This is a genomic window from Marivirga harenae (assembly GCF_030534335.1).
GTDB lineage: Bacteria > Bacteroidota > Bacteroidia > Cytophagales > Cyclobacteriaceae > Marivirga > Marivirga harenae.
This window is the reverse complement of the sequence record NZ_CP130565.1, coordinates 1918293-1939150: the sequence shown is the minus strand read 5'-3', so window position 1 is coordinate 1939150 and position 20858 is coordinate 1918293. Positions and strand designations below refer to the sequence as shown.

The 20858-nt window shown below is 37.2% G+C and carries 14 protein-coding genes; all 14 read right to left on the bottom strand.

The genetic code is table 11. From position 1 onward, the window contains the following. Positions 1-4: 4 nt before the first annotated feature. Positions 5-823: an endonuclease/exonuclease/phosphatase family protein gene (locus tag Q3Y49_RS08285; protein WP_303271840.1), complete on the bottom strand. Its 819-nt coding sequence runs from the start codon at positions 821-823 to the stop codon at positions 5-7. Then, a complete protein-coding gene (locus Q3Y49_RS08280) occupies positions 820-1941 on the bottom strand; it encodes an alkaline phosphatase (RefSeq protein WP_303271839.1) in 1122 nt (373 codons plus the stop codon). The genes Q3Y49_RS08285 and Q3Y49_RS08280 overlap by 4 nt, the downstream gene beginning before the upstream one ends. A gap of 70 nt (positions 1942-2011) precedes the next feature. Beyond that, positions 2012-2932 (bottom strand): alpha/beta hydrolase, encoded by a 921-nt coding sequence (locus Q3Y49_RS08275; protein WP_303271838.1) that lies wholly within the window; start codon positions 2930-2932, stop codon positions 2012-2014. A 152-nt stretch (positions 2933-3084) separates the two neighbouring features. Further along, positions 3085-4821 carry a sulfatase family protein gene (locus Q3Y49_RS08270; RefSeq protein ID WP_303271837.1) on the bottom strand — a complete coding sequence of 579 codons (1737 nt, stop codon included), beginning with the start codon at positions 4819-4821 and terminating at the stop codon, positions 3085-3087. A gap of 138 nt (positions 4822-4959) precedes the next feature. Continuing rightward, positions 4960-7242 (bottom strand): beta-glucosidase BglX, encoded by a 2283-nt coding sequence (gene bglX, locus Q3Y49_RS08265; RefSeq protein WP_303271836.1) that lies wholly within the window; start codon positions 7240-7242, stop codon positions 4960-4962. Positions 7243-7249: 7 nt separating this feature from the next. Continuing rightward, complete coding sequence (locus tag Q3Y49_RS08260) at positions 7250-8038, bottom strand: carboxylesterase family protein (protein ID WP_303271835.1); 789 nt, start codon at positions 8036-8038, stop codon at positions 7250-7252. After that, positions 8028-9368 (bottom strand): glucoamylase family protein, encoded by a 1341-nt coding sequence (locus Q3Y49_RS08255; protein WP_303271834.1) that lies wholly within the window; start codon positions 9366-9368, stop codon positions 8028-8030. Before Q3Y49_RS08255 ends, Q3Y49_RS08260 begins: the two co-directional genes overlap by 11 nt. 111 nt (positions 9369-9479) lie before the next feature. Next, positions 9480-11468 (bottom strand): glucoamylase family protein, encoded by a 1989-nt coding sequence (locus Q3Y49_RS08250; RefSeq protein WP_303271833.1) that lies wholly within the window; start codon positions 11466-11468, stop codon positions 9480-9482. Positions 11469-11537: 69 nt separating this feature from the next. Beyond that, positions 11538-12851: an Ig-like domain-containing protein gene (locus Q3Y49_RS08245; RefSeq protein ID WP_303271832.1), complete on the bottom strand. Its 1314-nt coding sequence runs from the start codon at positions 12849-12851 to the stop codon at positions 11538-11540. A 28-nt stretch (positions 12852-12879) separates the two neighbouring features. After that, positions 12880-14376, bottom strand: a complete 1497-nt coding sequence (locus Q3Y49_RS08240) for a RagB/SusD family nutrient uptake outer membrane protein (protein ID WP_303271831.1) — start codon at positions 14374-14376, stop codon at positions 12880-12882. A 13-nt stretch (positions 14377-14389) separates the two neighbouring features. After that, positions 14390-17356, bottom strand: coding sequence for a SusC/RagA family TonB-linked outer membrane protein (locus Q3Y49_RS08235; RefSeq protein ID WP_303271830.1), 2967 nt, complete (start codon positions 17354-17356; stop codon positions 14390-14392). Between the two features lie 262 nt (positions 17357-17618). Then, positions 17619-19457, bottom strand: a complete 1839-nt coding sequence (locus Q3Y49_RS08230) for a 7TM diverse intracellular signaling domain-containing protein (RefSeq protein ID WP_303271829.1) — start codon at positions 19455-19457, stop codon at positions 17619-17621. 111 nt (positions 19458-19568) lie between these two features. Next, positions 19569-20057, bottom strand: a complete 489-nt coding sequence (locus Q3Y49_RS08225; protein ID WP_303271828.1) for a VOC family protein — start codon at positions 20055-20057, stop codon at positions 19569-19571. A gap of 10 nt (positions 20058-20067) precedes the next feature. Continuing rightward, complete coding sequence (locus Q3Y49_RS08220) at positions 20068-20676, bottom strand: nitroreductase family protein (protein ID WP_303271826.1); 609 nt, start codon at positions 20674-20676, stop codon at positions 20068-20070. Between the last annotated feature and the right edge of the window lie 182 nt (positions 20677-20858).

Genomic DNA, 20858 nt, shown 5'->3' with positions numbered 1-20858 from the left:
CTACTTATTCAAAAACGACCACTACAGGAAAATGATCTGACAAAAATGTATCCTGAATTCTGAGACTACAATTCTTATAACTTTTTGAGGTAAAACCCTTGTAGAATACATAATCAATGCGCCTGTTATAATTTTCTCCAATTTTAAACCCATTATAAGTTCCGACCGGTCCTAAATTTAGTTTGGTTTCAAAAGCATCATGCAATTGGGTACTGAGCACTTTCTTTATTGGTTCTGACTGTGATTCTAAATTAAAATCTCCCATTAGAATCACTTTTCCACTTTGATTTAATTCTTGAATTTTCGATAAAATTAAATCTACGCTATTAGATCTGGCTGCTTTTCCCACATGGTCAAAGTGAGTATTTAGAAATAGAACGGTGTCTTTTGATTCTAAGTCTGCAAGTCTAGCCCAAGTGCAAACTCTTGGCAAAGCTGCATCCCAGGCTTTAGCCGGAATTTCTGGATTAGGAGACAGCCAAAAAGTGCCACTCTCCAAAATCGAAAATCTATTCTTTTTATAAAAGATTGGAGAATACTCCCCTTTAGTTTTACCGTCATCACGTGCAACTCCCAAACGTCCATACTCTAATAAATTACATTCTAAAAATTCAATTTGAGAGTGCAATACTTCTTGCATACCAAAAACATCCAGTTCCTCTATTTGAATAAAATTCAAAATTTGATCCTTTCTATTATCCCATTGATGTACACCTTCTTTCGGATTCTCATATTTTATGTTGAAAGTACAGACTTTAAATGTCTGAGCACTTGAACCTACGGCTATGAGTAGCGCGAAAATTGTAATTGCAAATCTTCTCATTTTGTCAAATTTAAAATCTTTTGAAATATTTCAGTGTTTTCATAAATCCCTGTAAATACTTCTGCATTTGGGCCATAGGCTAAGACAGGGACCATTGCTGCAGAATGCCCTCCCGTTGAGAATGAAGGATTAATAACGTTATAATCTGTATGACCTTTTTCATTCTTACCAGATCTAAGCGTATAACCTCCAGTTTCATGATCAGCAGTTACGACAACTGTAGTGTTCCCCTCTTTTTCAGCGAAGTCTAATGCTACACCAATAGCATCATCAAAATCATTCATCTCTCCCACTAAGTATTCATGATGATTATCATGCCCTCCCCAGTCAATTTGTGAACCTTCTACCATGAGAAAGAAGGGGGATTCTATCTTTTTGAAATATTCAATTGCTAAAGAAGTTGCATTCGGTAAGAATTCGTCTCTTCCGTCTATTTTCTTCGGCATAGCGCCATTTTGCAATAAAAACCCATATTTCTTATCGGCCGATATTTCATCTTTAGTTATTAAAGCGCTTGTATCAACTGTAAAACCAAAAGCCATTAAACTATCTAAATAATTTACTCCATCGTTTCGTTTGTTAAAATGCTTTAATCCTCCGGCAGCAAAAAAATCTACTTCTGAATTATGCATTTGAGCAGCCATTGCATCTTCTTTACCTCTGGCATCCGAATGCGCAAAAAAAGATGCAGGAGTGGCATGAGTTAAAGTAGAAGTAGCTATTATTCCCGTACTGTAATTTCTTCTTGAAACAATTTTAACAAGGTTTTCAACCTTATTGGTATCGACATCTACACCAATGGCCCCATTATAGGTTTTCACACCATTGGCCATAGCCGTCCCGGCCGCACCTGAATCGGTGATTTTTTGAGTTGCTGATGAAGTTCTAGAAAATCCGGTATGCTTAAATCTCGAAATATTTACTTCTCCCTCCTTGAAATAGTAAACAGATGATAATTGTGACATCCCCATCCCATCACCTATCATCAAAATTACATTTGGTGAATCTTGCTTGGAATTTGCTCCATCTCCTTGTTTTTGGACAGGATTACAAGCAGTGATGAGTAAGCAAATTGGCGCTAACAGAATTAAGTTTTTCATCGTTTTTTCTGAATTCATCTGTAAAAATAAATTGATATTCAATAATTAGTAGTAATTGAGAGTTGCTAAATTATTAAGGTTTCGTTTCCTAATCTAAACATATATCAGGCGCATCAACTAATTGACAAGAATCGAATTCTTTAATCACTTGATGATGTTGACGAAGTTTTTGTAGCACTACATCATGATATACAAAATCTGCAATTTCGGATCGAAATGAAAAAAAAGGTTTTCCAGACCAGGAATGATTATCGTTGCACCCCGTAACTAAGTAATATCCTTTATTTAGCTCTTCCAATTTTTCCACTATACTCCCAGCACCATGCAGTAACAAATAGCCAATATCGGATTCATTACAATAATGATGAGGAGCCGTACCATAAGGAACTAGATTATCACAAGTTCCGTGGAAAAACTGCATGGGAATTGCGGTCTTCTTATTAATTAAGTCTAGGTCATAAATGGCACCGGCCATTGAAATTAATCCTCCGAATTGGAAATTATCTGGAAGTGGGGTATTAGCTTCTGGCCAGAATGCTGCATGCAAAACTGCTTCAGCTCCTGCACTGCTGCCTGTTAAAACGATTTTTGACGGATCTATCTTTAATTCTTTTGCTTGATTAAGAAGGTGCACTGTGGCTTTCGAAATCTCCAATCCTGCTTGCTTAAAAGTATTCATTTTATTTTCTGCAGCTTGATTGCATCCAAATGACTGTCCCTTCATGCTTAAGGTATAAGACATGCTTACGGCCACAATTCCCCTTCTTGCCATATTCTTACAAAACTCCATAATGGCATATTCATCTCGTGCTCCACCTGCAAAACCACCACCATGCACAAATAACAAAATTGGCCGATTTTCCATTTCATCATTTTTAGGCTGATAAATATCAAGCTTCAATTCTTCAGAATCAGTTTCTAAATAAACTTGCGTTTGAATATCTACCTCATTGAAGATTTGATTCTCGTAACGCTGAGCTAATGATTTCAAATGTGAAGAAAAACTCATTGCTAAGATTAATAAAATGAATAATCTAGATTTTATCATTTTTTGTCTTTCCTTAAATTCATAATCTAAATGTTTTGTAGCCAACACCTCCTCCTTTACAACCCCATGCTTATCAGTAAATTAGTCAAAATTGATACTATTCCTAAGGTAATTCATAAACATAATTTTATGTCTTTATCAAGAATAGGATCATATGAAGTGCCTGTATTTCCACGCAATTTTTCAAACTGCTTATATGCTCTATCTACTCTCGCTTTAGGCGTGGGCTCAAATTCCTTTGCCGTCACTTTATACAATTTTTGAAGTGAATCTAATTTAACTCGAAGGTTTGCTTCAATTTGATCATATTCAGGATTATCAATCTGATTGTTAATTTCTGTTGGGTCGGTTTCCAAATCGTACAGTTCCCAAGTATCAATATCATCATAAAAATGCATCAATTTATATTGATCTGTTCGCACTCCATAATGCCTTTTCACCATATGGAAAGCAGGAAAATCGTAATAATGGTAGTATATGGCATCCCTAAAATCCTGATCGCTCACTTCCCCCTCTAAAACAGATTTGAAGGATTTCCCCTGCATGTCTGATGGAACTTCCGCTCCGGCAAAATCTAAAAAGGTCTCGGCAAAATCTAGGTTTTGAGTTAAAGCATTCACTACGGTTCCCGCTTTGATCTTTTCTGGGTACTGAATTAGTAATGGCATTTTTAATGATTCCTCATACATATACCGTTTATCGAACCATCCTTTTTCACCCAAATAAAAACCTTGATCTGATGTGTAAACCACAATGGTATTTTCACTTAGGTTATTCGCCTCCAGATAATCTAATATTCTTCCAACCCCTTCGTCCACTGAGGCAATCGTAGCCAAATATTCCTGCAAATACCTTTGCCCTTTCCATTCCGCCAATGCTCGACCAGATAAATTAGCTTCATGAAAGGCATCATTTTTTGGCTGGTATGCTTCATCCCATTGTTGACGCTGCTCCGGAGTCATGCGTTTAAAATCTGATTTCCAGGGATTCCAGGCCAACTCCGGGCTCCCTTTTTCTTTGGTCATTTTCAAGTCATGCCCTTCATACATGTCTTTGTAAATCGTTTGCAATTGCTCTTTTGAGGCCCTGGAACCATCATGATCCGTAAAATAACTCTCCGGCAAAGGAAACTTTACAGCGTCATACTTATTGAGATGTCTTAAAGCAGGCATCCAATTTCGATGAGGTGCTTTATGATGTATCATTAAAAAAAAGGGTTCCTCCTTGTCTTGGTTTTGTTTGATATAATCTACTGCATAATCAGTAATCAAATCGGTGGCATAACCATTTACGATGCTTGTATCTGCCAAATCAGTTGTCCAATGCGCGGTAGTATCAATTCTATCTTTATTGATATTGACCGTGTCTTGGATTTTAATGAACTGTGGATTATAATAATTTCCCTGGTCATTCAAGATATTCCAGTGATCAAAACCTTGAGGATAGCCATGCAAATGCCATTTACCCACTATTCCTGTTTTATAACCTGCGGCTTGAAGTAATTTGGGCAAAGTTTGTTGAGTGCCATCAAAGCGTTCACCGTTCATCCTGAAACCATTGATGTGACTATGCTTCCCGGTTAAAACTACAGCACGGCTTGGTCCACAAATGGAGTTGGTACAAAAATTACTATTGAAAATCGCACCGTTTTTTGCAAGCCTATCAATATTTGGAGTCGGTGCTAATTGACTAATTTCATGCCCATAAGCACTAATGGCTTGCTCAGCATGATCATCGGCCATAATAAAAATAATATTAGGCCTTTTCCGCGTATTTTCACTTTCTGTATTCTGTTCAGTATTACAAGACAAAACACAGAACGATATAAGTAAAAGGCACAAATTCTTCATAGTATCATGGTTTTCGCATTTCAATGACATTCAATTTAAGCTCCTCTTTTTAAGTCTTAAAAGAGATTTTTAACCCTGTTTTCGCCATCTGAAAAATGAATTTCTAATTGGAACAATTAAAAATTTCATTCAACTATATCATTTTAATTCAAACTCTGATTCTAAAACTTCATCCGAATTAGTTCCTACAAAGACCTTGAATTTTCCCGGTTCCGCATAAAAACTCATGTCTTGATGATAGAATCCTAGATCACTTTTACTTAAAGTAAATTCTATGGTTTTAGTCTCTCCAGCCTTTAATTCGATTTTTTCAAAGCCTTTTAATTCTTTAACAGGACGCGTAACAGTTCCCACCAAATCACGGATATATAATTGAACAACTTCTTTACCTGTAAGATCTCCGGAATTCGTTACCTCCACAGATAAGGTTAAACTTTCATCCATACCTATGCTTTCTGAACTCAAGCTTAAATTATCATAAGAGAAACTGGTATAACTTAATCCATACCCGAAAGGAAATTCCGGCTCGTTAGAAACATCCAAATAATTGGTCTTAAATTTTTGGAACCATTCTCCTTCCAAAGGACGTCCCGTGTTTTTATGGGCATAGTAAATTGGAATTTGTCCTACATTTTGAGGATAGGTCATGGTCAATTTTCCAGATGGATTAACATCACCGTATAAAACATCTGCTAAAGCCAAACCTGCTTCAGAGCCTGGAAACCAAGCATTCAAAATAGCATCTGAATCTTCTAATATTTCATTTAAAACTAGTGGCCTTCCACTTAACAAAACCACTACTATTTTTTTCCCAGTGGCCTTCAATGCCTTTAATAAATTCACCTGAACATCAGGAATACTGATATCCGTTAAGCTTGAACTTTCGCCAGAGCTTTCGGAAGCCTCGCCTAAAACAGCCACTACCACATCAGCATTCTTAGCTAATTGCACTGCTTCAGCAATCATTACTGCTTCAGGTCGGTCGTCTCGGTAAGTGTTTTTGCCAAACATGCCAATACGCTCTTCCAGATCAGCATCTTCGACCAAGTTAGAGCCTTTTGCATATTTCACATTCTCAGGATTAGTAGAGACTTCTTTAATCCCATCATAAATCGAAACTGATTTGCTGATATCCGAGCTAACACTCCAGGTTCCCACCATATTTTCTTTATTATTGGCTAATGGACCAATCAACGCTATTTTAGCATCTTTTTGAAGCGGTAAGGCCTTATCATTCTTCAATAAAACCATAGATTCAGCAGCAATTTTTCTTGCAACTGCTCTGTTTTCAGCTGAGAAAATTTCCTGAGAAGCTCGTTCTTCGTCCATATATCGGTAAGGGTCATCAAACAAGCCTAATTGAAACTTGGCTTTCAAAATCAGTCTAGCTGCATTTGTTATGGTTGCTTCCGTAACCTTGCCTTCTGCTACAGATTTTTCTAATGTCGTTAAAAAGCCTTCACTTACCATATCCATTTCCACTCCTGCATTGATGGCTAAAGCCGAAACTTGTTGTAAATCACCCATTCCGTGGGCAATCATTTCGCTAACACCTGTGTAATCACTCACCACAAAGCCATCAAAGTCCCAAGCATAACGAAGTACATCCGTCATCAACCATTTATTGCCTGTGGCTGGAACCCCATCTATTTCATTGAAAGAAGCCATAGCAGTACCAACTCCTGCATCTACTGCTGCTTTGTAAGGCGGGAAATAATCATTATACATCCTCAAGCGTCCCATGTCCACTGTATTATAATCTCTACCAGCTTCAGAGGCACCGTAAAGCGCAAAATGTTTTACGCAGGCCAACAAAGTATTGGCTGCAGATAGATCATCTCCTTGATAACCTCTCACCATGGCCGAAGCAATTTGACCACCTAAATAGGGATCTTCACCACTGCCTTCTGAGACTCTTCCCCATCGTGGATCTCTAGAAATATCAGTCATGGGAGAAAAAGTCCAAGCAATACCATCAGCAGAGGCTTCTTCAGCGGCTATTCTTGCCGATTTTTCTATCAAATCCATATCCCAACTGGCAGATAGGCCAATAGGAATCGGAAAAGTCGTTTTATAACCATGTATAACATCTTTTGCTATTATTAAAGGGATTCCTAAGCGGCTTTCCTCCACTGCAACCTTTTGCACTTCGCGGATTTTGTCCAATCCATTAATATTGAACAATCCTCCTACTTTTCCTTCCTTAATTTGTTTGGCTATACCTTTATTTGTACTAATTCCAGTACTTACATCTCCAGCGGAAGGCAGGTTCAATTGCCCAATTTTTTCTTCCAGGGACATAACAGCCAGTAAAGAATCTACTTTTTGGTCTATACTAGAAGTGTTTTCATTTTGCTGAACATTTGTACAACTGCCCAAAATCAACAAAAAACCAAGAAAGGATACTATTAAAAATTTCATTTGTAATCTATTTTGAATTTGAAAATAACCAACTAAGTAATTCAGGTTCTGCAAAAGCCAGGTCCCAGCTATTATGATTAGCCTTAGGATACTGTGTGAATTTCACATTAGCTCCTGCTTCCTCTAATGATTTCACCATATTTTTAGAATAAGAAGGCTCTACAACATCATCCTTTGCACCATGGAAAACCCACATATCTACTTTTTTGGCGTAATTCCCTACAGAATAAGGATTCCCAGCACCACAAATGGCAAATGCTGCGGCAAATGTATTCGGCATTCTATGCAGTATTTCGAAAGTCCCCATACCTCCCATGGAAAGGCCACCCACATATAATCTTGATTCATCAATGAAGTGATTTTGGCTAAAACTCTTTACCAAATCCATGACCATTCGCATACTAGCATGAGGGTCAAGTGAATAATCAAAATCAAATGTGTTCCCTTCAGAAGAGCGAACTATTTCAGCTTTCGCCCAGTATTCTGATTTAGGGCACTGTGGAAAAATAACAACAGCTGGGAAATTCTCACGAGTATCCTTTGCAAGAAAAAGATCACTACCATGAACAAGCTGCTTTTCATTATCGCTTCCTCTTTCGCCTGCTCCATGTAAAAACAAAACAAGAGGATACTTTTTAGCTGGATCAAAATTTTCAGGATACAAGATTCTATATCTTAAAGTATCTTTCCCTTCAATCAATTCAGCCCTGAGGAAGCTCGATTTATCTTGTCCACTGGCATTGAATACCAGAAGGCTCAAAAGAATACCAAAGAAGTATTTCCCCTTATTCTTCATAGTAAAACCCTAGTTTAGAAAGCCCATTTTCAATTTCTTTATTCTGCATAAACAGCTCCCAAATCAAACCTGAACGATGGTTTTCAATCATGACTGGGATTGGTCCTTGATCAATCGCCAAGTAGCGAGGTACATACCAATCATGTTCAAAAGAGAAAGCATCATACGCACCGAAATTTCCTATCAAACTATCTCTTTTAGGTTCATATAAAAATTTTAGAAACTGCATACTTTCCTTTGGGGTATAAGGAAAGGAAGAGAGTGCCGCAGTTGGAGAAATCACACCTAAATCATCACTAGGATTATGTCCAGCATATCCTCTCATGGAATAGCTGGAGGTTAAGCCCCACATATTTTCTCCATATCCCTCAAAATTATTAGGATTCTCTACTGCATATCTATATTGAATGAGTGCATGATTTTTATTCAAATCCCAGTAGTTGCCGTATTTGTCATTCAAATTTTTAGGATTTAAACCCAAATAGGAATAGTGAGCCCAAAATAAAGGCCCAACAGCTTTATTGGCATGTTCGAAATGATCCAATATAGTTGGCAAGCCAAAGACAGTTGTATCATTAGCAATTGCGCCATCTCTTGCCCAACCTTTGTGATATACATCGGCCTTTATAGGATGCGTTGGAGAAGAGGCTGCCAACACATACATAATTAGGCATTCGTTATAGCCTCCGACTGGGAAATTCATGTCCCAGCCATGGTTAGGCGACCAGTGCCAATACAACACATTTTCTCCACCTTTTGTGTACCAATCCCATTCTACTCCTTCCCAAATGCTTGTAATTCGTTGCGCAAGTTTTTCCTCTGCTGCAATTGAAGAATCTAAAAACTGTCTGACTGTTAAAAGTCCTTGAATCAGAAAAGCAGTTTCCACTAAATCTCCACCATCATCTTTTTTGCTAAATGCCTTTACTTCTCCCGTTTCACCATTTAACCAATGCGGATAAGCTCCATGAAAACGATCAGCCGTTTCCAGAAAATCTAATATCTTTCCAAATCTTGCAATCGCTTCATTTCGTTCGACAAACCCTCTTTCTACACCTACAATGATGGCCATTAAACCAAAGCCTGAGCCTCCGGTAGTTACGATATGCTTATCATTTGAAGGATAAACATCATCCTCGTGAAATCTTTCCCTAGCTAGCCCAGAATTAGGTTCTGCCCCGTCCCAGAAATACTGGAAAGTTTGATATTGCACTAAATTCAATAGTGAATCATCATCCATTTTATTCGTGCTTTCTTCCTTTTCCTTTTGAGGGGAAGAACAAAAAGAAAAAAGCAATGCCGTAGTAATTAATAAAAGTATATTTTTCATTTCAAATTATTTGTATGGAATCTAATAATTAATTTTAAAAATATTTATCATTTGACACTGACTATCAAAGAGATACAATTTTCCCTCGAGTAGTTACCTAATAGACTCTCTTTAAAAAGTAAATCCTAAATCATCTAACCCATTCTGCACATCTGAATCTTGCATGAAGGTATTCCAGATTAATGCCGTTCTATGATTTTCTATCATAGTAATGATCGGTCCTTGATCGATAGCTAAATAAGAATTGGCATACCAATCCTGGGTCACATTAAAAGCATCATAAAAGCCATATTCGCCCCATAACCTATCTCCTAACAAATAATAAAAATGCTTAATAGCTTTCATAGATTCTTCAGGAGTATAGGGAATTGATGATAAGGCAGCAGTAGGGGTAATTACTCCTAAATCATTCCCAGGAGAGTGAGCGCTATATCCTACGTGATTGTCACTTGCTGTTAATCCCCAAGAAGCTTCACTGTAGCCCACAAAATTGTTGGGGTTGTCAATGCAATAAGCTTGGTTAATTAAAGAATGTGCTTGGTTTTGTTCCCAATAATTGGCGTATTGATCTTGAAGGTTTCGAGGATCTAGGCCCAAAAATGAGTAATGTGCAAAGAAAAGGGGGCCTCCTCTATCTTCCCCTACTGGCATTGAAATACCATAAGTTGAAGTACCATTAACGATCCCGCCATTTCTGGCCCAACCAGCATCATAAACTGATTTTTCAATAGGATGAGTAGGGGAAGAAGCAGCAAGTACATAGATTATTAAGCTCTCATTCCAACCTCTAATGGGAAGATTCATTGCCCATTCATTTTCGGGTGACCAATGCCAATACAATACATCTTCTCCACCCTTGGTAAACCAATCCCATTCTACTTCTTCCCACAATGTAGTAATCTGGTTAATAATAGCCAGTTCTTGTGCATTTGATCCATTCAAATATTGTCTTACCGCCAACAAACCTTGGATCATAAAAGCGGTCTCTACTAAATCAGCACCATCATCCAACTCACTAAAAGGAATCGTATTTCCTGTATTTCCATTCATCCAATGCGGCCAAACACCATGAAAGCGGTCTGCCTGAGATAAAAAATCAACAATTTTCTCAAGTCGATCAATTCCCTCTTGCCTTGTGATAAAACCTCTTTCAATGCCCACAATAATGGCCATAACTCCAAAACCAGAACCACCAATAGTCACCACATCTCCAGAGGTATTTCTCTCTCTAGCTAATCCACTATTGGGATGGGCAAAATCCCAAAAATACTTAAAAGTTTGGGCTTGAACTTTTGTTAAAAGCGCTTCATCTGATAGTTCGTTAAATTTGAAGGTAGAGTCTAATTGGGTATAGAATATTTTGTCAAATCCTGAGAATTGAAATTCATTTTCACTTGGTAAATCATTCGATATATTAAAGTTATATCGAACCAAATCTCTTGCCTCTTCTTGGCTTTGGACTTGCAATGTTTTTTGGTCTTCTGAAAGGTTGAAACTTAAAGGCAAGCGAGCTCCTTTATTGATAAGTGAAATGAAATCGCTAAAATCAGTATTAGGATTTAGCATTTGGTTAAAAGCCAAGATAATTTCAGGATTTAGGGATATGTTGTCAATTCGGTTAGTGCTTTGTAATGATATACCATCTACTTCTACACTAAGTAATTTTATCTCCCCTTGTTCTGTCTTAAATTGATAGGTTCCACCAGGGAACTCTTTGTTGTTTACAGAACGTAAAGTCCCAACTGTTATAGTATAAACAGTATTATTTTGAAAGTCATTTTCAGGCAATGCTGATATGGCTTTATCTTCGTTCAGATAAGAAAAGTTCAAGGCTAAATCAACCTCTTCAGTTGAAATACTAATGTTTTCCTCAGCTGAATTTCTATCCAATGGATCAGTAAATTCAATGACAAGACCTTTGTCAAATGGAGCATTTTCGGTTACCTCCCCTTCAACTAAATCAAGGGTACCTAATCTTATACTTCTCAATTGTAAAAGACCTAATTCCTCAGGCTCTTGCTCCTCCTTACAGGAGACCAAGATTCCACTTAGTAGGAACAATACTAGGAAGGATAATAAAGGCTTAGGTGAATATGACATCGAATTGGTTTTTAAAAGAAAAAGCAGAGGCTTTTTACAGCCCCTGCTCTATGAAAAACAATTAAACTATTATGGTCTTTCGGCTTCGTAAAGAGATGTCACATCGTCTTCAGAATATGCTGCATGAATAATTCTGAAATCATCTAACCAACCTTTAAAGTGGTTTGCATTTGGATTCTCGTAGTTTCCAAAAGCGGCATCATCAAATAAACTACCTGCTCTGGAATGGATAAATCCGAATGCAAGATCATCAAATACCTCAGGTTCTGCTCCCCTGTAAGTTACCCCTGTGATTGTTCTTTTTGTATCGCCTTCTGGCCATAAGTTGAAATCAAAACTCTTCATTAATTGTCCATCAAAATACAAATAGCCTTTTTTCTCTTCAGCATTATATGTAAATACATTATGGTACCAATTGTCAACAATAATGTCTTGCATTTGAGTTGGAGAAAGACTTCTTGCGAAATCCCAGCCTTGCCATCCACCATTAGTATTGTCAGTAGCTTCACTTGGATAGAACATGTCTTCAGCAGTTTCTACTCCCTCATCGTTTACATAGCTTACTGCGTATTTGGAACCTTCAAAAGAACCAAAAATTTCATATTGAATCCCGAAAAATGCTCCCAAACCAAAAACAAACATCCCTGTTGGATCTCCATTATCATTTACATGACCTTCTGGTTGAACTTTTAACCAAAAGCTAAGCGTAAAACTTTCAGTATCATCTAATAATGAAGCTGCTGCAGGTACTTCAATTATACTAGCATCACCATCAAAATATGCAGTGCTATTAACGGAACCAAATCGGTCTTCCTGATATTCTATAGCAATTTCCTCTCCATCTTGGAAATTACCCATCTCATCGGAAGCATCACCATCAAATTTCCAGTATGCAACTTGGCTTGCCTCTTGAGGGGCTACTACTGGTAGTCTACCAGCTGTATCGAAAGTTCTTGAGCCATTTGTAACTGCTCCACCATCAGCGCCAGTAAGTGCGCTTGAAACTGATACTGTGTAGTCAGTCCCCTGAATTAAGTCTTCATCTGGGGTTACAGTTACAACGCTACCGCTTGCTGATACAGAAATGGAAACATTATTATCTCCATCGCTAACTGTGATATTTGAAGCTGTGGCTGTTGCCGCATCTACTTCTCTATCAAATGTTATTTCAAATACAGCATCAGGCGGAACGTCTGAGGCAGACGTAGCTCCATTTAAATCAACAGTTACCTCATCACCAGTTGTGATGTCTGTTCCAGTTGCAGTTAAAGCTGTGATAGTCAAATCGGGTGCCTCATCCGGTTCATCATCACAAGCTGTAAAAACCAGCGCACTTAGCATTAAGGCACCGATCCAATACTTCATTTTACTTAGCATTCTCATAATCGTTTTTGTTTTAAGTGTAAAAAATTTAATTCCAATTTGGGTTTTGGGAGATCTTTCCTTCCGAGATGTTAATTTCAGATTGCGGAATAGGGAATAATTCATGCTTCCCTGTTTCAAATCCCAAAGGACCTAAAATTTCTTCCGCACGATCAGTTCTAACTAAATCCCAATAACGTAAGCCTTCAAAAGCTAGCTCTCGGCTGCGTTCTTCGTAAATAATTTCTCTTAATTGATTTGGATCGGTTGTAGTAATATCTGACAATATCTGATCATTATCCTCCCTTGCTCTTTCTCTCACGTCATTCAGGTAATTTAATGCTTGTGCTGAATTGCCAGTTTCATTTAAAGCTTCTGCCGCCATTAACAAAACATCAGCATATCTAATCACTCTTCTATTATGCCCCCATCGATCTGCGGCTAATTCTCCTGTGGCATAAACCTTTTGGTTGTAAGTTTCGATTTCAGCTATAGCACCATCTTCAGCGTAAGTGGTATCAGGTGTGGTACCATCACCTTGAATAGTGATTCCATCAATAACATCGCCTAAAAAGATAACAGATCCATCCAGTCTCGGATCATTTTCATTATTTAATTTCTCTATCCAGGTATATGACGGCCTACCAAAGCCCCATCCCCAATTGGGAGTTCCTCTTACCCCCTGCGTATTGGCATATTGATTTCCTCCTAAGGCAAAACTATTTTCAGCAACAGCACCAATCTCAAAAACAGACTCATCACCATGTTCCGTAGCTACACGAAAAGCCATTTGAAACTCATTTTCCAAGTCATATTGCTGGGAATTAATCACCTCTAGTGCATAAGTGGCCGCTTCAGGGAATTCGCTTCTGTATAAATGGATTCTTGCTAACATGGCTCGCGCAGCACCTTTTGTAATCCTACCTGCATCTTCATCCGCATATTCTGACTTCTCAGGTAAATTATCTACAGCAAATAATAAGTCAGGGAAAATTATATCCTGATAAATGATTTCTTTATCAGTTCTTGCCAATCCATCTGGAGCTTCGGATGACTCAACTAATGGAACATCTCCAAAGGCCTGAACTAAGGAAAAATAAAAAAATGAGCGTAAAAACCGAGCCTCACCCAATAATCTGCTTTTGAGCTCCGCATTCATTTCAATAGAAGGTACTTTTTCCAAAACCAGGTAGGACCTCCTAATCCCTAAGTATAATGTTCTATACCAGGTTTCAATATTTCCATCGTCTGAAGTAAAGGTATAGTCTTGAAAATTTAAGACTTGAACTCCATCTCCCGGATTACTTCCTTTGACCATTTCATCAGTCATAATATCGATTAAAGGAAATCCACCAGAATAAATTCCCCAAATTCTTAAGGTATTATAAATACCATTGGTGGCAATAATAGCTTCTTCAGCAGTGGAGGGAAAATTACCGGCCACCAAAGTTGCTTGCGGTGGTCTCTCCAGAAATTCTTCTTTACATCCAACAATGAGAAAGAAGGCGATCAAACCGATTAATGAATATATTTTGTAAGTCTTCATCAATTATAATTTTTTAAAATGTCACATTTAAACCTCCACTTAGCACCCTAGTGGTTGGGTAAATACCATTGTCAATCACACCGCCTAATGCAGAATTACCACTTCCAATCTCTGGAGTATATCCTGAGTAATCAGTCCATACAAAAAGGTTGGTTCCTCTAAAGAAAATTGAGGCATTGCTAAAATTAATCTTCTCGAGTAGGGATTGTGGTATCTGATAATTTACGGTAATTGTTCTTAGTTTTAGGAAAGAGGCATCCTCCACAAAATAATCTGAAGGTTGGTAATTAATACCTGAAAGAGAAGCTCTCGGGTCAGTATTTGAGGTTTCCTCGCCAGTCCATCTATCTAAGAAACGATCCTCGAAATTTAGAGTCGAGAATCTGATAGCTTGTTTTCCATTGTAAATACTATTCCCCATTTGTCCTGCAAAATCAGCTGAAACATTAATGCCTTTATAACCCACATTAAAGTTAAAGCCATAAACAAAATCGGGGATCCAAGAACCAATAAATGTCTTGTCCTCATCATTTAATTCTCCGTCACCATTCACATCCTCATAAATAAAATCACCAACTCTTTGCTGGCTTAAGCGAGGAAATTCCTCTAGTTCTTCTTCATTTTGAAAAACGCCTGCCACTTTGTAGCCATAAAAATACCCAATCGGTTGCCCGACCTCAGTATAGGTAACTCTTTGTCCATTGCCTAAATCTCCACCGATAATCTGCTCTGAGGCTCCTATATCTTCACCTAAATTCAGTACTTCGTTTTTATTGGTATAACCATTAATCCCCAAACCGTAGGTGAATTCCCCTATATCATCGACCCAATTTAATGCAAATTCGATTCCGCTATTGTTCACTGTGGCAGCATTAAACCTCTTCTGAACAAATGCCCCAGCACCGGCATAGCCTGGTAAGTCTAAATTTACCAGTATATCTCTTGTAGTACGATTATAGTAATCCAACTCTCCAGTTAATCGACTTTGAAACAAATCAAATTCAACGCCTAAATCATATTCTGCAGTGGTTTCCCATCTTAAATCAGAGTTCCCAGGACTTCCCACGAAAGAAGCTCCGTTAATTAGGGTATCATCAAAACCAAAAACTGTATTAACGCCAGAACCAATTCTAGAGAATTGATCATTTGCCGGAATATTTTGATTACCATTTAAACCATAACTAGCTCGAAATTTCAAATTATTCACAATAAAATTAACCGGATAGAAATCTTCATTTGAAATATTCCAACCTAATGCAGCAGCCGGAAAGTTTGCGTATCTATTATTTTGTCCAAAGCGGGATGAACCGTCTCTACGAAAAGTGATAGTAGCTAAATATCTACCATCATAAGCATAGTTTGTTCTAAATAGAATGGAAGTTAAAGCACTAGTTCCTCCACCATTTGAATTGGTCTGCAAATCTTCAGCACCAGCACTTAAATACCAAAGGCTTGGGTCAACACCTATTAAGTTTCTTCTTCCACCATTTATAAACTCCGAATTTATTTCCTGAGCGGTATATCCAATAACACTATTTATTGTGCTTTTATCGAATTCCTTATTGTAAGAAAGGGTATTTTCAAATATCCAATTTCTGCTCTCCCCAAAGCCTACACTAATACTACTTTCTTCATTTTGCTGCAAGGGGGCAACAAAATATTCTGGAGTAAAAGAACGGTTTTTACTATTACTCAAGTCAAACTGATAACTTGTTCTAAATTCAAAATCTTCCAAGAAGTAGAATTCCGCATAAAAGTTACCTAAAGCTCTTAACTCATTTCTAGAGGAGTTATTATATTCAATAGCTGCCAAAGGGTTACTTCCTTCCACCTCAGCAAAGGTGTCATCGCTATTATAAGGAGCATTGATTGGCCAGGCTCTGATTAAAGTATTCACAACGCCCGGAGGATTAGTAGCCTGAAGATTAATCCCCGTTAGATTAGTCCCAATGGTCAAGTAGGGCTTTACTTCGTAGCTCGTATTCAATTTGAAAGTAAATCTTTCAAAATCTGACTTGGGCACAATACCCTCTTGCGAGAAATATCCACCTGAAATGTAATAATTAAGTTTTTCTGTAGCCCCTTTAGCTGATAGCGTATAAGTTTGAACGGGTTGCGCATCTTGAAAAACCAAGTCCTGCCAATCGGTATCCGGGAGAATTCCAATGTTATTATATGTACCGGGATTAACGTCATTTATATAATTAGCAAATTCAGGTCCTGACATGACCCCTATTTTATTAGCAATGCTTTCAACCCCATATTCGGATGAGAAAGAAATACTACCTTCGCCTTCTTTTGCAGATTTTGTTGTTACTAGAATTACTCCATTAGCACCTCTCGTCCCGTAGATTGCTTTGGACGAAGCATCTTTCAAAACCTCCACAGATTCAATGTCATTACTATTCAAAAATCCGATTCCCCCCTCAATTATGACCCCATCTACGACATATAATACTCTATTGTCATTTAATGTATTGATACCTCTTAACCGGACGTTTGACTCTGATCCAGGCTGACCTGAACTATTCAACACCTGCAATCCAGCTACCTTCCCTTGCAAAGACTGCATCGGATCTGCAGCAGGAGCTTTAATCATCTCTTCTGACTTTACAGAAGAAATCGAACCAGTCAAATCGCTTTTTTTGATAGCTCCATAACCTACTACCACAACTTCTTCCAAGGCCTCAATGTCTTCTTCTAATTGAATGTTAATCACGCTCCTACCATTCACATTTATTTCTTGAGTTTTGTAACCAATAAATGAAAATCTCAAAGAAGCATCTTCTGCAATAGTTAAACTATAATTACCGTCAAGATCAGTTACAGTACCGCTTCCAGTTCCAATTACTTGAATAGAAACACCGGGAATAGCTTCTTTGGTAGAAACATCAGATACAGTTCCTTTTAATTCCACTTGAGCCATGGACGAACTGGCGATGAAAAATAATAACAAGACTAATCGTATAATTTTGTTCATAAGAAAACATTTTAGGCCCTAAGAGCGACCTCTACTACAACTTACTTTTAATGAAGTTAAGAGAATGTTTTTATGAATTCAAAATTAAAAAATAGATATTTTTATATTATACAATTGAGAAAAAAGGCTTTTTTCAACTTTCTATAACGCTTTAAAAACAGGAAATATATTTCGATAAAGGCTAAAGAAGCGATACTTTGATTTTGATTTCCTGTTAAAAAAACAATGAAAATAATTTTAAGGATATATTAAAATAATGCAATTATCGCTTCACTTCTACAAAATTTGTTAATCTTTCATATCCAAAGTGTAGCAGGTTATTGAGATATGCTTTACCATTATTTTCTACTTCATCGTGTACTTTTCGCTGGAAATCCCAAATGGTATTCCTCCTCATGTTCATGATCTGTGCTAGTTCATCCAACGTATAACGGTCCTCATTGAGATGGGCATAAACAATAAAGAAAGCTTTGGGTAAGTCGAATTTAATACCTTTAAAAATGGTGTATGCAGTTGGACTTTCATTGTATCCACATTTAGTGCATCTTCTAGCTAGATTCTCTTCATTAAGTTGATACTTAGTATTATCACACCTTTGGCATTCGTATCCGTTTTTCCATTTGAAAGAAGCCAAAACTTCAAGACATTGATCTTTGGTGGTGAAAATTTCTGAAAACTCAGAAAAATTTAAGTTCTTATTCAGTAGTCTTTCCCGCTGAATCTTCTTGATATTGTTTTTTAGTTTCCAATTATCCAGATCAAGCATTGAGTTAATTTCAGCGATTTCCCTCGATTGCTTATTAATTTGCTCATTTGAAACTTGTAGCTCAATATTTTTCTCATGAAGGTCTTTTGTTCTTTCCTCCACCTTCCTTTCTAGCCCTTTGTTGATCTTATTGATCACTTTTACATTTTGTTCATGTTGCGTAACAATCCTTTTTAAGGCCCTGTCTCTGTTAGCCTTCAAAATTCTTACCCTATCAGACAGGGCAAAGGTTAAAAACAACATTTCTAATATAAAGCCAATATGAAGACTATAGTAACTGAAGGTAGTAAATGGAATTACCGACCAATTGATGAGGGCTCGCATCAGAAACCCTAGGAATAGTATTCCATACGCCACAACAAAGAAACGAGCCGGTTTATATCCTCTTCTAAAAACAAAAATACTACTGACAAATATGATGGAAAGTAATATAATCTCCAGATTTCGAAATCTAAATAAAGAGGGATCAAAAAATAATGAGTAAACAAATAGTAATGATCGAGCTGTCAATACTGCTACTATCAATTTATGAAGCTTTGGCGCTCTAATTTTAGTATTCAAAAAGCGCATGGAAAATATAGATGACCAAAGAATAATTGAATACAGGGCAACGCCATAGGCCAGCTGATTCCAATTGGGTTGTTCAGGCCATAAGTATTGGTACGCTATCCCATCAATACATAGGGCATAAAAACCCACACTCAAAATGTAAAAAGTATAATAAATATACTTTATCTCTCTGATAGCCAGATAAATCAATAAATTATACAGTGAAATGATTAAAATCATTCCATAAAATATCCCATACAAAAAGTATTCATTGAGACTGTACTGTATAAAACGATCAATCCGCTTTATAGCCACTCTTATATCAGCATATTGAGAATTCCTTATTTGAATATAAGCTTCATATTCACTATTGGCATCTAACGTCAAATCAAAATTCTTGTGCTTGATTGATTTACTACTGAATGGGTAGGAATCACCCAAATTATACTTTCGATACACTCCTCTATTCTGCCTGATAAAAACATTTATGCTATCAATGGTTTGATCGTAAAACTCTAAAATATAATTTCCCTCATACTCTGGAAGCGTAAAATTCAATTTTACCCAATAAGTAGAATTCCTATTATAGTCTTCGGGTTTATAGTTGGGTTTCTGGGTAAAATTTGCCGCAAAAGATGGAGACTTCACATCTGCAAATGTTAATTGATTGCTTTTATCCTCATATGATTGCAATTCTTTCAGACCAAGAATTATCTCATTTTGATCCTGAGTTACTTTCAAGGGATCGGAAATGAATAATGAAATAAGTAATGAAAGGAAAATCATAGCCTAAATATAACCAGAATTTTGATTTTGGGCCGGGTAGTTCTATAAAATTGGAATTGATCAAGATTTTTATTTAGTCTTAAATTGCTGGACAATCATAAGTCTAGCTTTTTAATTCAATTCGCTTAAAAGGTCTTTCAAATCGAGTGGTTGTGTGTACATATCAATACCTCCTTCAGCATTTTTCGGCCAATCCTCATTTGACTTGTCCCAGTAAAGTTCTACTCCATTTCCATCAGGATCATCCAAATATAGTGCTTCAGAAACACCATGATTGGCTGCACCCGTGAGTGGATACTTAGCTTCTCGTAACCGCAAGAAGATTTCTGCCAAAGATTTTCTAGTTGGATACACTATTGCAGTATGAAATAATCCAGGATACTTTTTAGGAGCAGGGCCCGAACCTTTGCTTTGCCAAGTGTTTAGACCAATATGATGATGGTATCCACCTGCTGAAATAAAGACGGCCTGATCACCCAACCTTTGGATAATTTCAAAACCTAAAAGCGCATGATAAAAATCCAAGGCCTTGTCGAGATCTGACACTTTTAAATGCACGTGTCCTATATGTGTCTGCGGAGGAATTTTGTAATCTTTCATAATCTAGATTTTAAAATGAACTTTCTCCCCAGTTGCCATCAAATACAATTTCAGAAATAGCTTTTCTAGCACGCTCTTTGGATTCTCTCGCCTGTAATTCTTCAGGCACATCTTTTATCTCCAATTTATATCCCAAAGCAATACCGGAAACAATTTCATAATCATCGGGAATATCAAAATCCCGTTGGATATTATCCCTTACAATTCCTGCCATCTGATGTAAATATAAGCCCATAGCGGTGGCTTGAGCAGACATATTCCCAACGGCTAAGCCTAGGTCGTGCATGTGGTGCATATTGGGTTTATCATTCTTTTCAAACGTCTTTTTAGCAAAAGTCAGCATCAGCACGGGCGCATTTTTTGCCCAAGTTTGATTATTTTCATTAATTCCGCTTAAAACCTTATTGAAAAGCTCATGATGAGATTTTTTAGCTACAATAAATCGCCAAGGCTGTTCATTGAAACAAGAGGCTGCCCAGCGCGTAGCTTCAAATATTTCTTCCAATTGGTTCTTTGTCACCTCTTGATCAGAAAAAGCAACTGTGCTTCTTCGCTTTTTCAGCAGTTCCAATTGTTCTTGAGCGCTGATATTTTTATCTTCAATAGTATGATTTTTCATGTAAAAACTTTTAAGAATTTAAACGCATATTTAAATTACATGTTGCTACATAGGTTTTGATTCCCAGTCTTAAACTAACTTAGGAGATGTAACTTAAATGTCATCAAATTTCATTTCACCGCAATTAAATAAATACCACAAAAGATAAAAAAGAGCACAACAGAAAATTTACCTTAAGTAAA

What these genes read in the sequence shown, in the direction of transcription:
- Q3Y49_RS08230 (WP_303271829.1), bottom strand. Translation starts at nt 19,457, where the DNA reads ATGATTTTCCTTTCATTACTTATTTCATTATTCATTTCCGATCCCTTG.
- Q3Y49_RS08235 (WP_303271830.1), bottom strand. Translation starts at nt 17,356, where the DNA reads ATGAACAAAATTATACGATTAGTCTTGTTATTATTTTTCATCGCCAGT.
- Q3Y49_RS08270 (WP_303271837.1), bottom strand. Translation starts at nt 4,821, where the DNA reads ATGAAGAATTTGTGCCTTTTACTTATATCGTTCTGTGTTTTGTCTTGT.
- Q3Y49_RS08245 (WP_303271832.1), bottom strand. Translation starts at nt 12,851, where the DNA reads ATGAGAATGCTAAGTAAAATGAAGTATTGGATCGGTGCCTTAATGCTA.
- bglX (WP_303271836.1), bottom strand. Translation starts at nt 7,242, where the DNA reads ATGAAATTTTTAATAGTATCCTTTCTTGGTTTTTTGTTGATTTTGGGC.
- Q3Y49_RS08280 (WP_303271839.1), bottom strand. Translation starts at nt 1,941, where the DNA reads ATGAATTCAGAAAAAACGATGAAAAACTTAATTCTGTTAGCGCCAATT.
- Q3Y49_RS08255 (WP_303271834.1), bottom strand. Translation starts at nt 9,368, where the DNA reads ATGAAAAATATACTTTTATTAATTACTACGGCATTGCTTTTTTCTTTT.
- Q3Y49_RS08250 (WP_303271833.1), bottom strand. Translation starts at nt 11,468, where the DNA reads ATGTCATATTCACCTAAGCCTTTATTATCCTTCCTAGTATTGTTCCTA.
- Q3Y49_RS08240 (WP_303271831.1), bottom strand. Translation starts at nt 14,376, where the DNA reads ATGAAGACTTACAAAATATATTCATTAATCGGTTTGATCGCCTTCTTT.
- Q3Y49_RS08260 (WP_303271835.1), bottom strand. Translation starts at nt 8,038, where the DNA reads ATGAAGAATAAGGGGAAATACTTCTTTGGTATTCTTTTGAGCCTTCTG.
- Q3Y49_RS08285 (WP_303271840.1), bottom strand. Translation starts at nt 823, where the DNA reads ATGAGAAGATTTGCAATTACAATTTTCGCGCTACTCATAGCCGTAGGT.
- Q3Y49_RS08275 (WP_303271838.1), bottom strand. Translation starts at nt 2,932, where the DNA reads ATGAGTTTTTCTTCACATTTGAAATCATTAGCTCAGCGTTACGAGAAT.
- Q3Y49_RS08225 (WP_303271828.1), bottom strand. Translation starts at nt 20,057, where the DNA reads ATGAAAGATTACAAAATTCCTCCGCAGACACATATAGGACACGTGCAT.
- Q3Y49_RS08220 (WP_303271826.1), bottom strand. Translation starts at nt 20,676, where the DNA reads ATGAAAAATCATACTATTGAAGATAAAAATATCAGCGCTCAAGAACAA.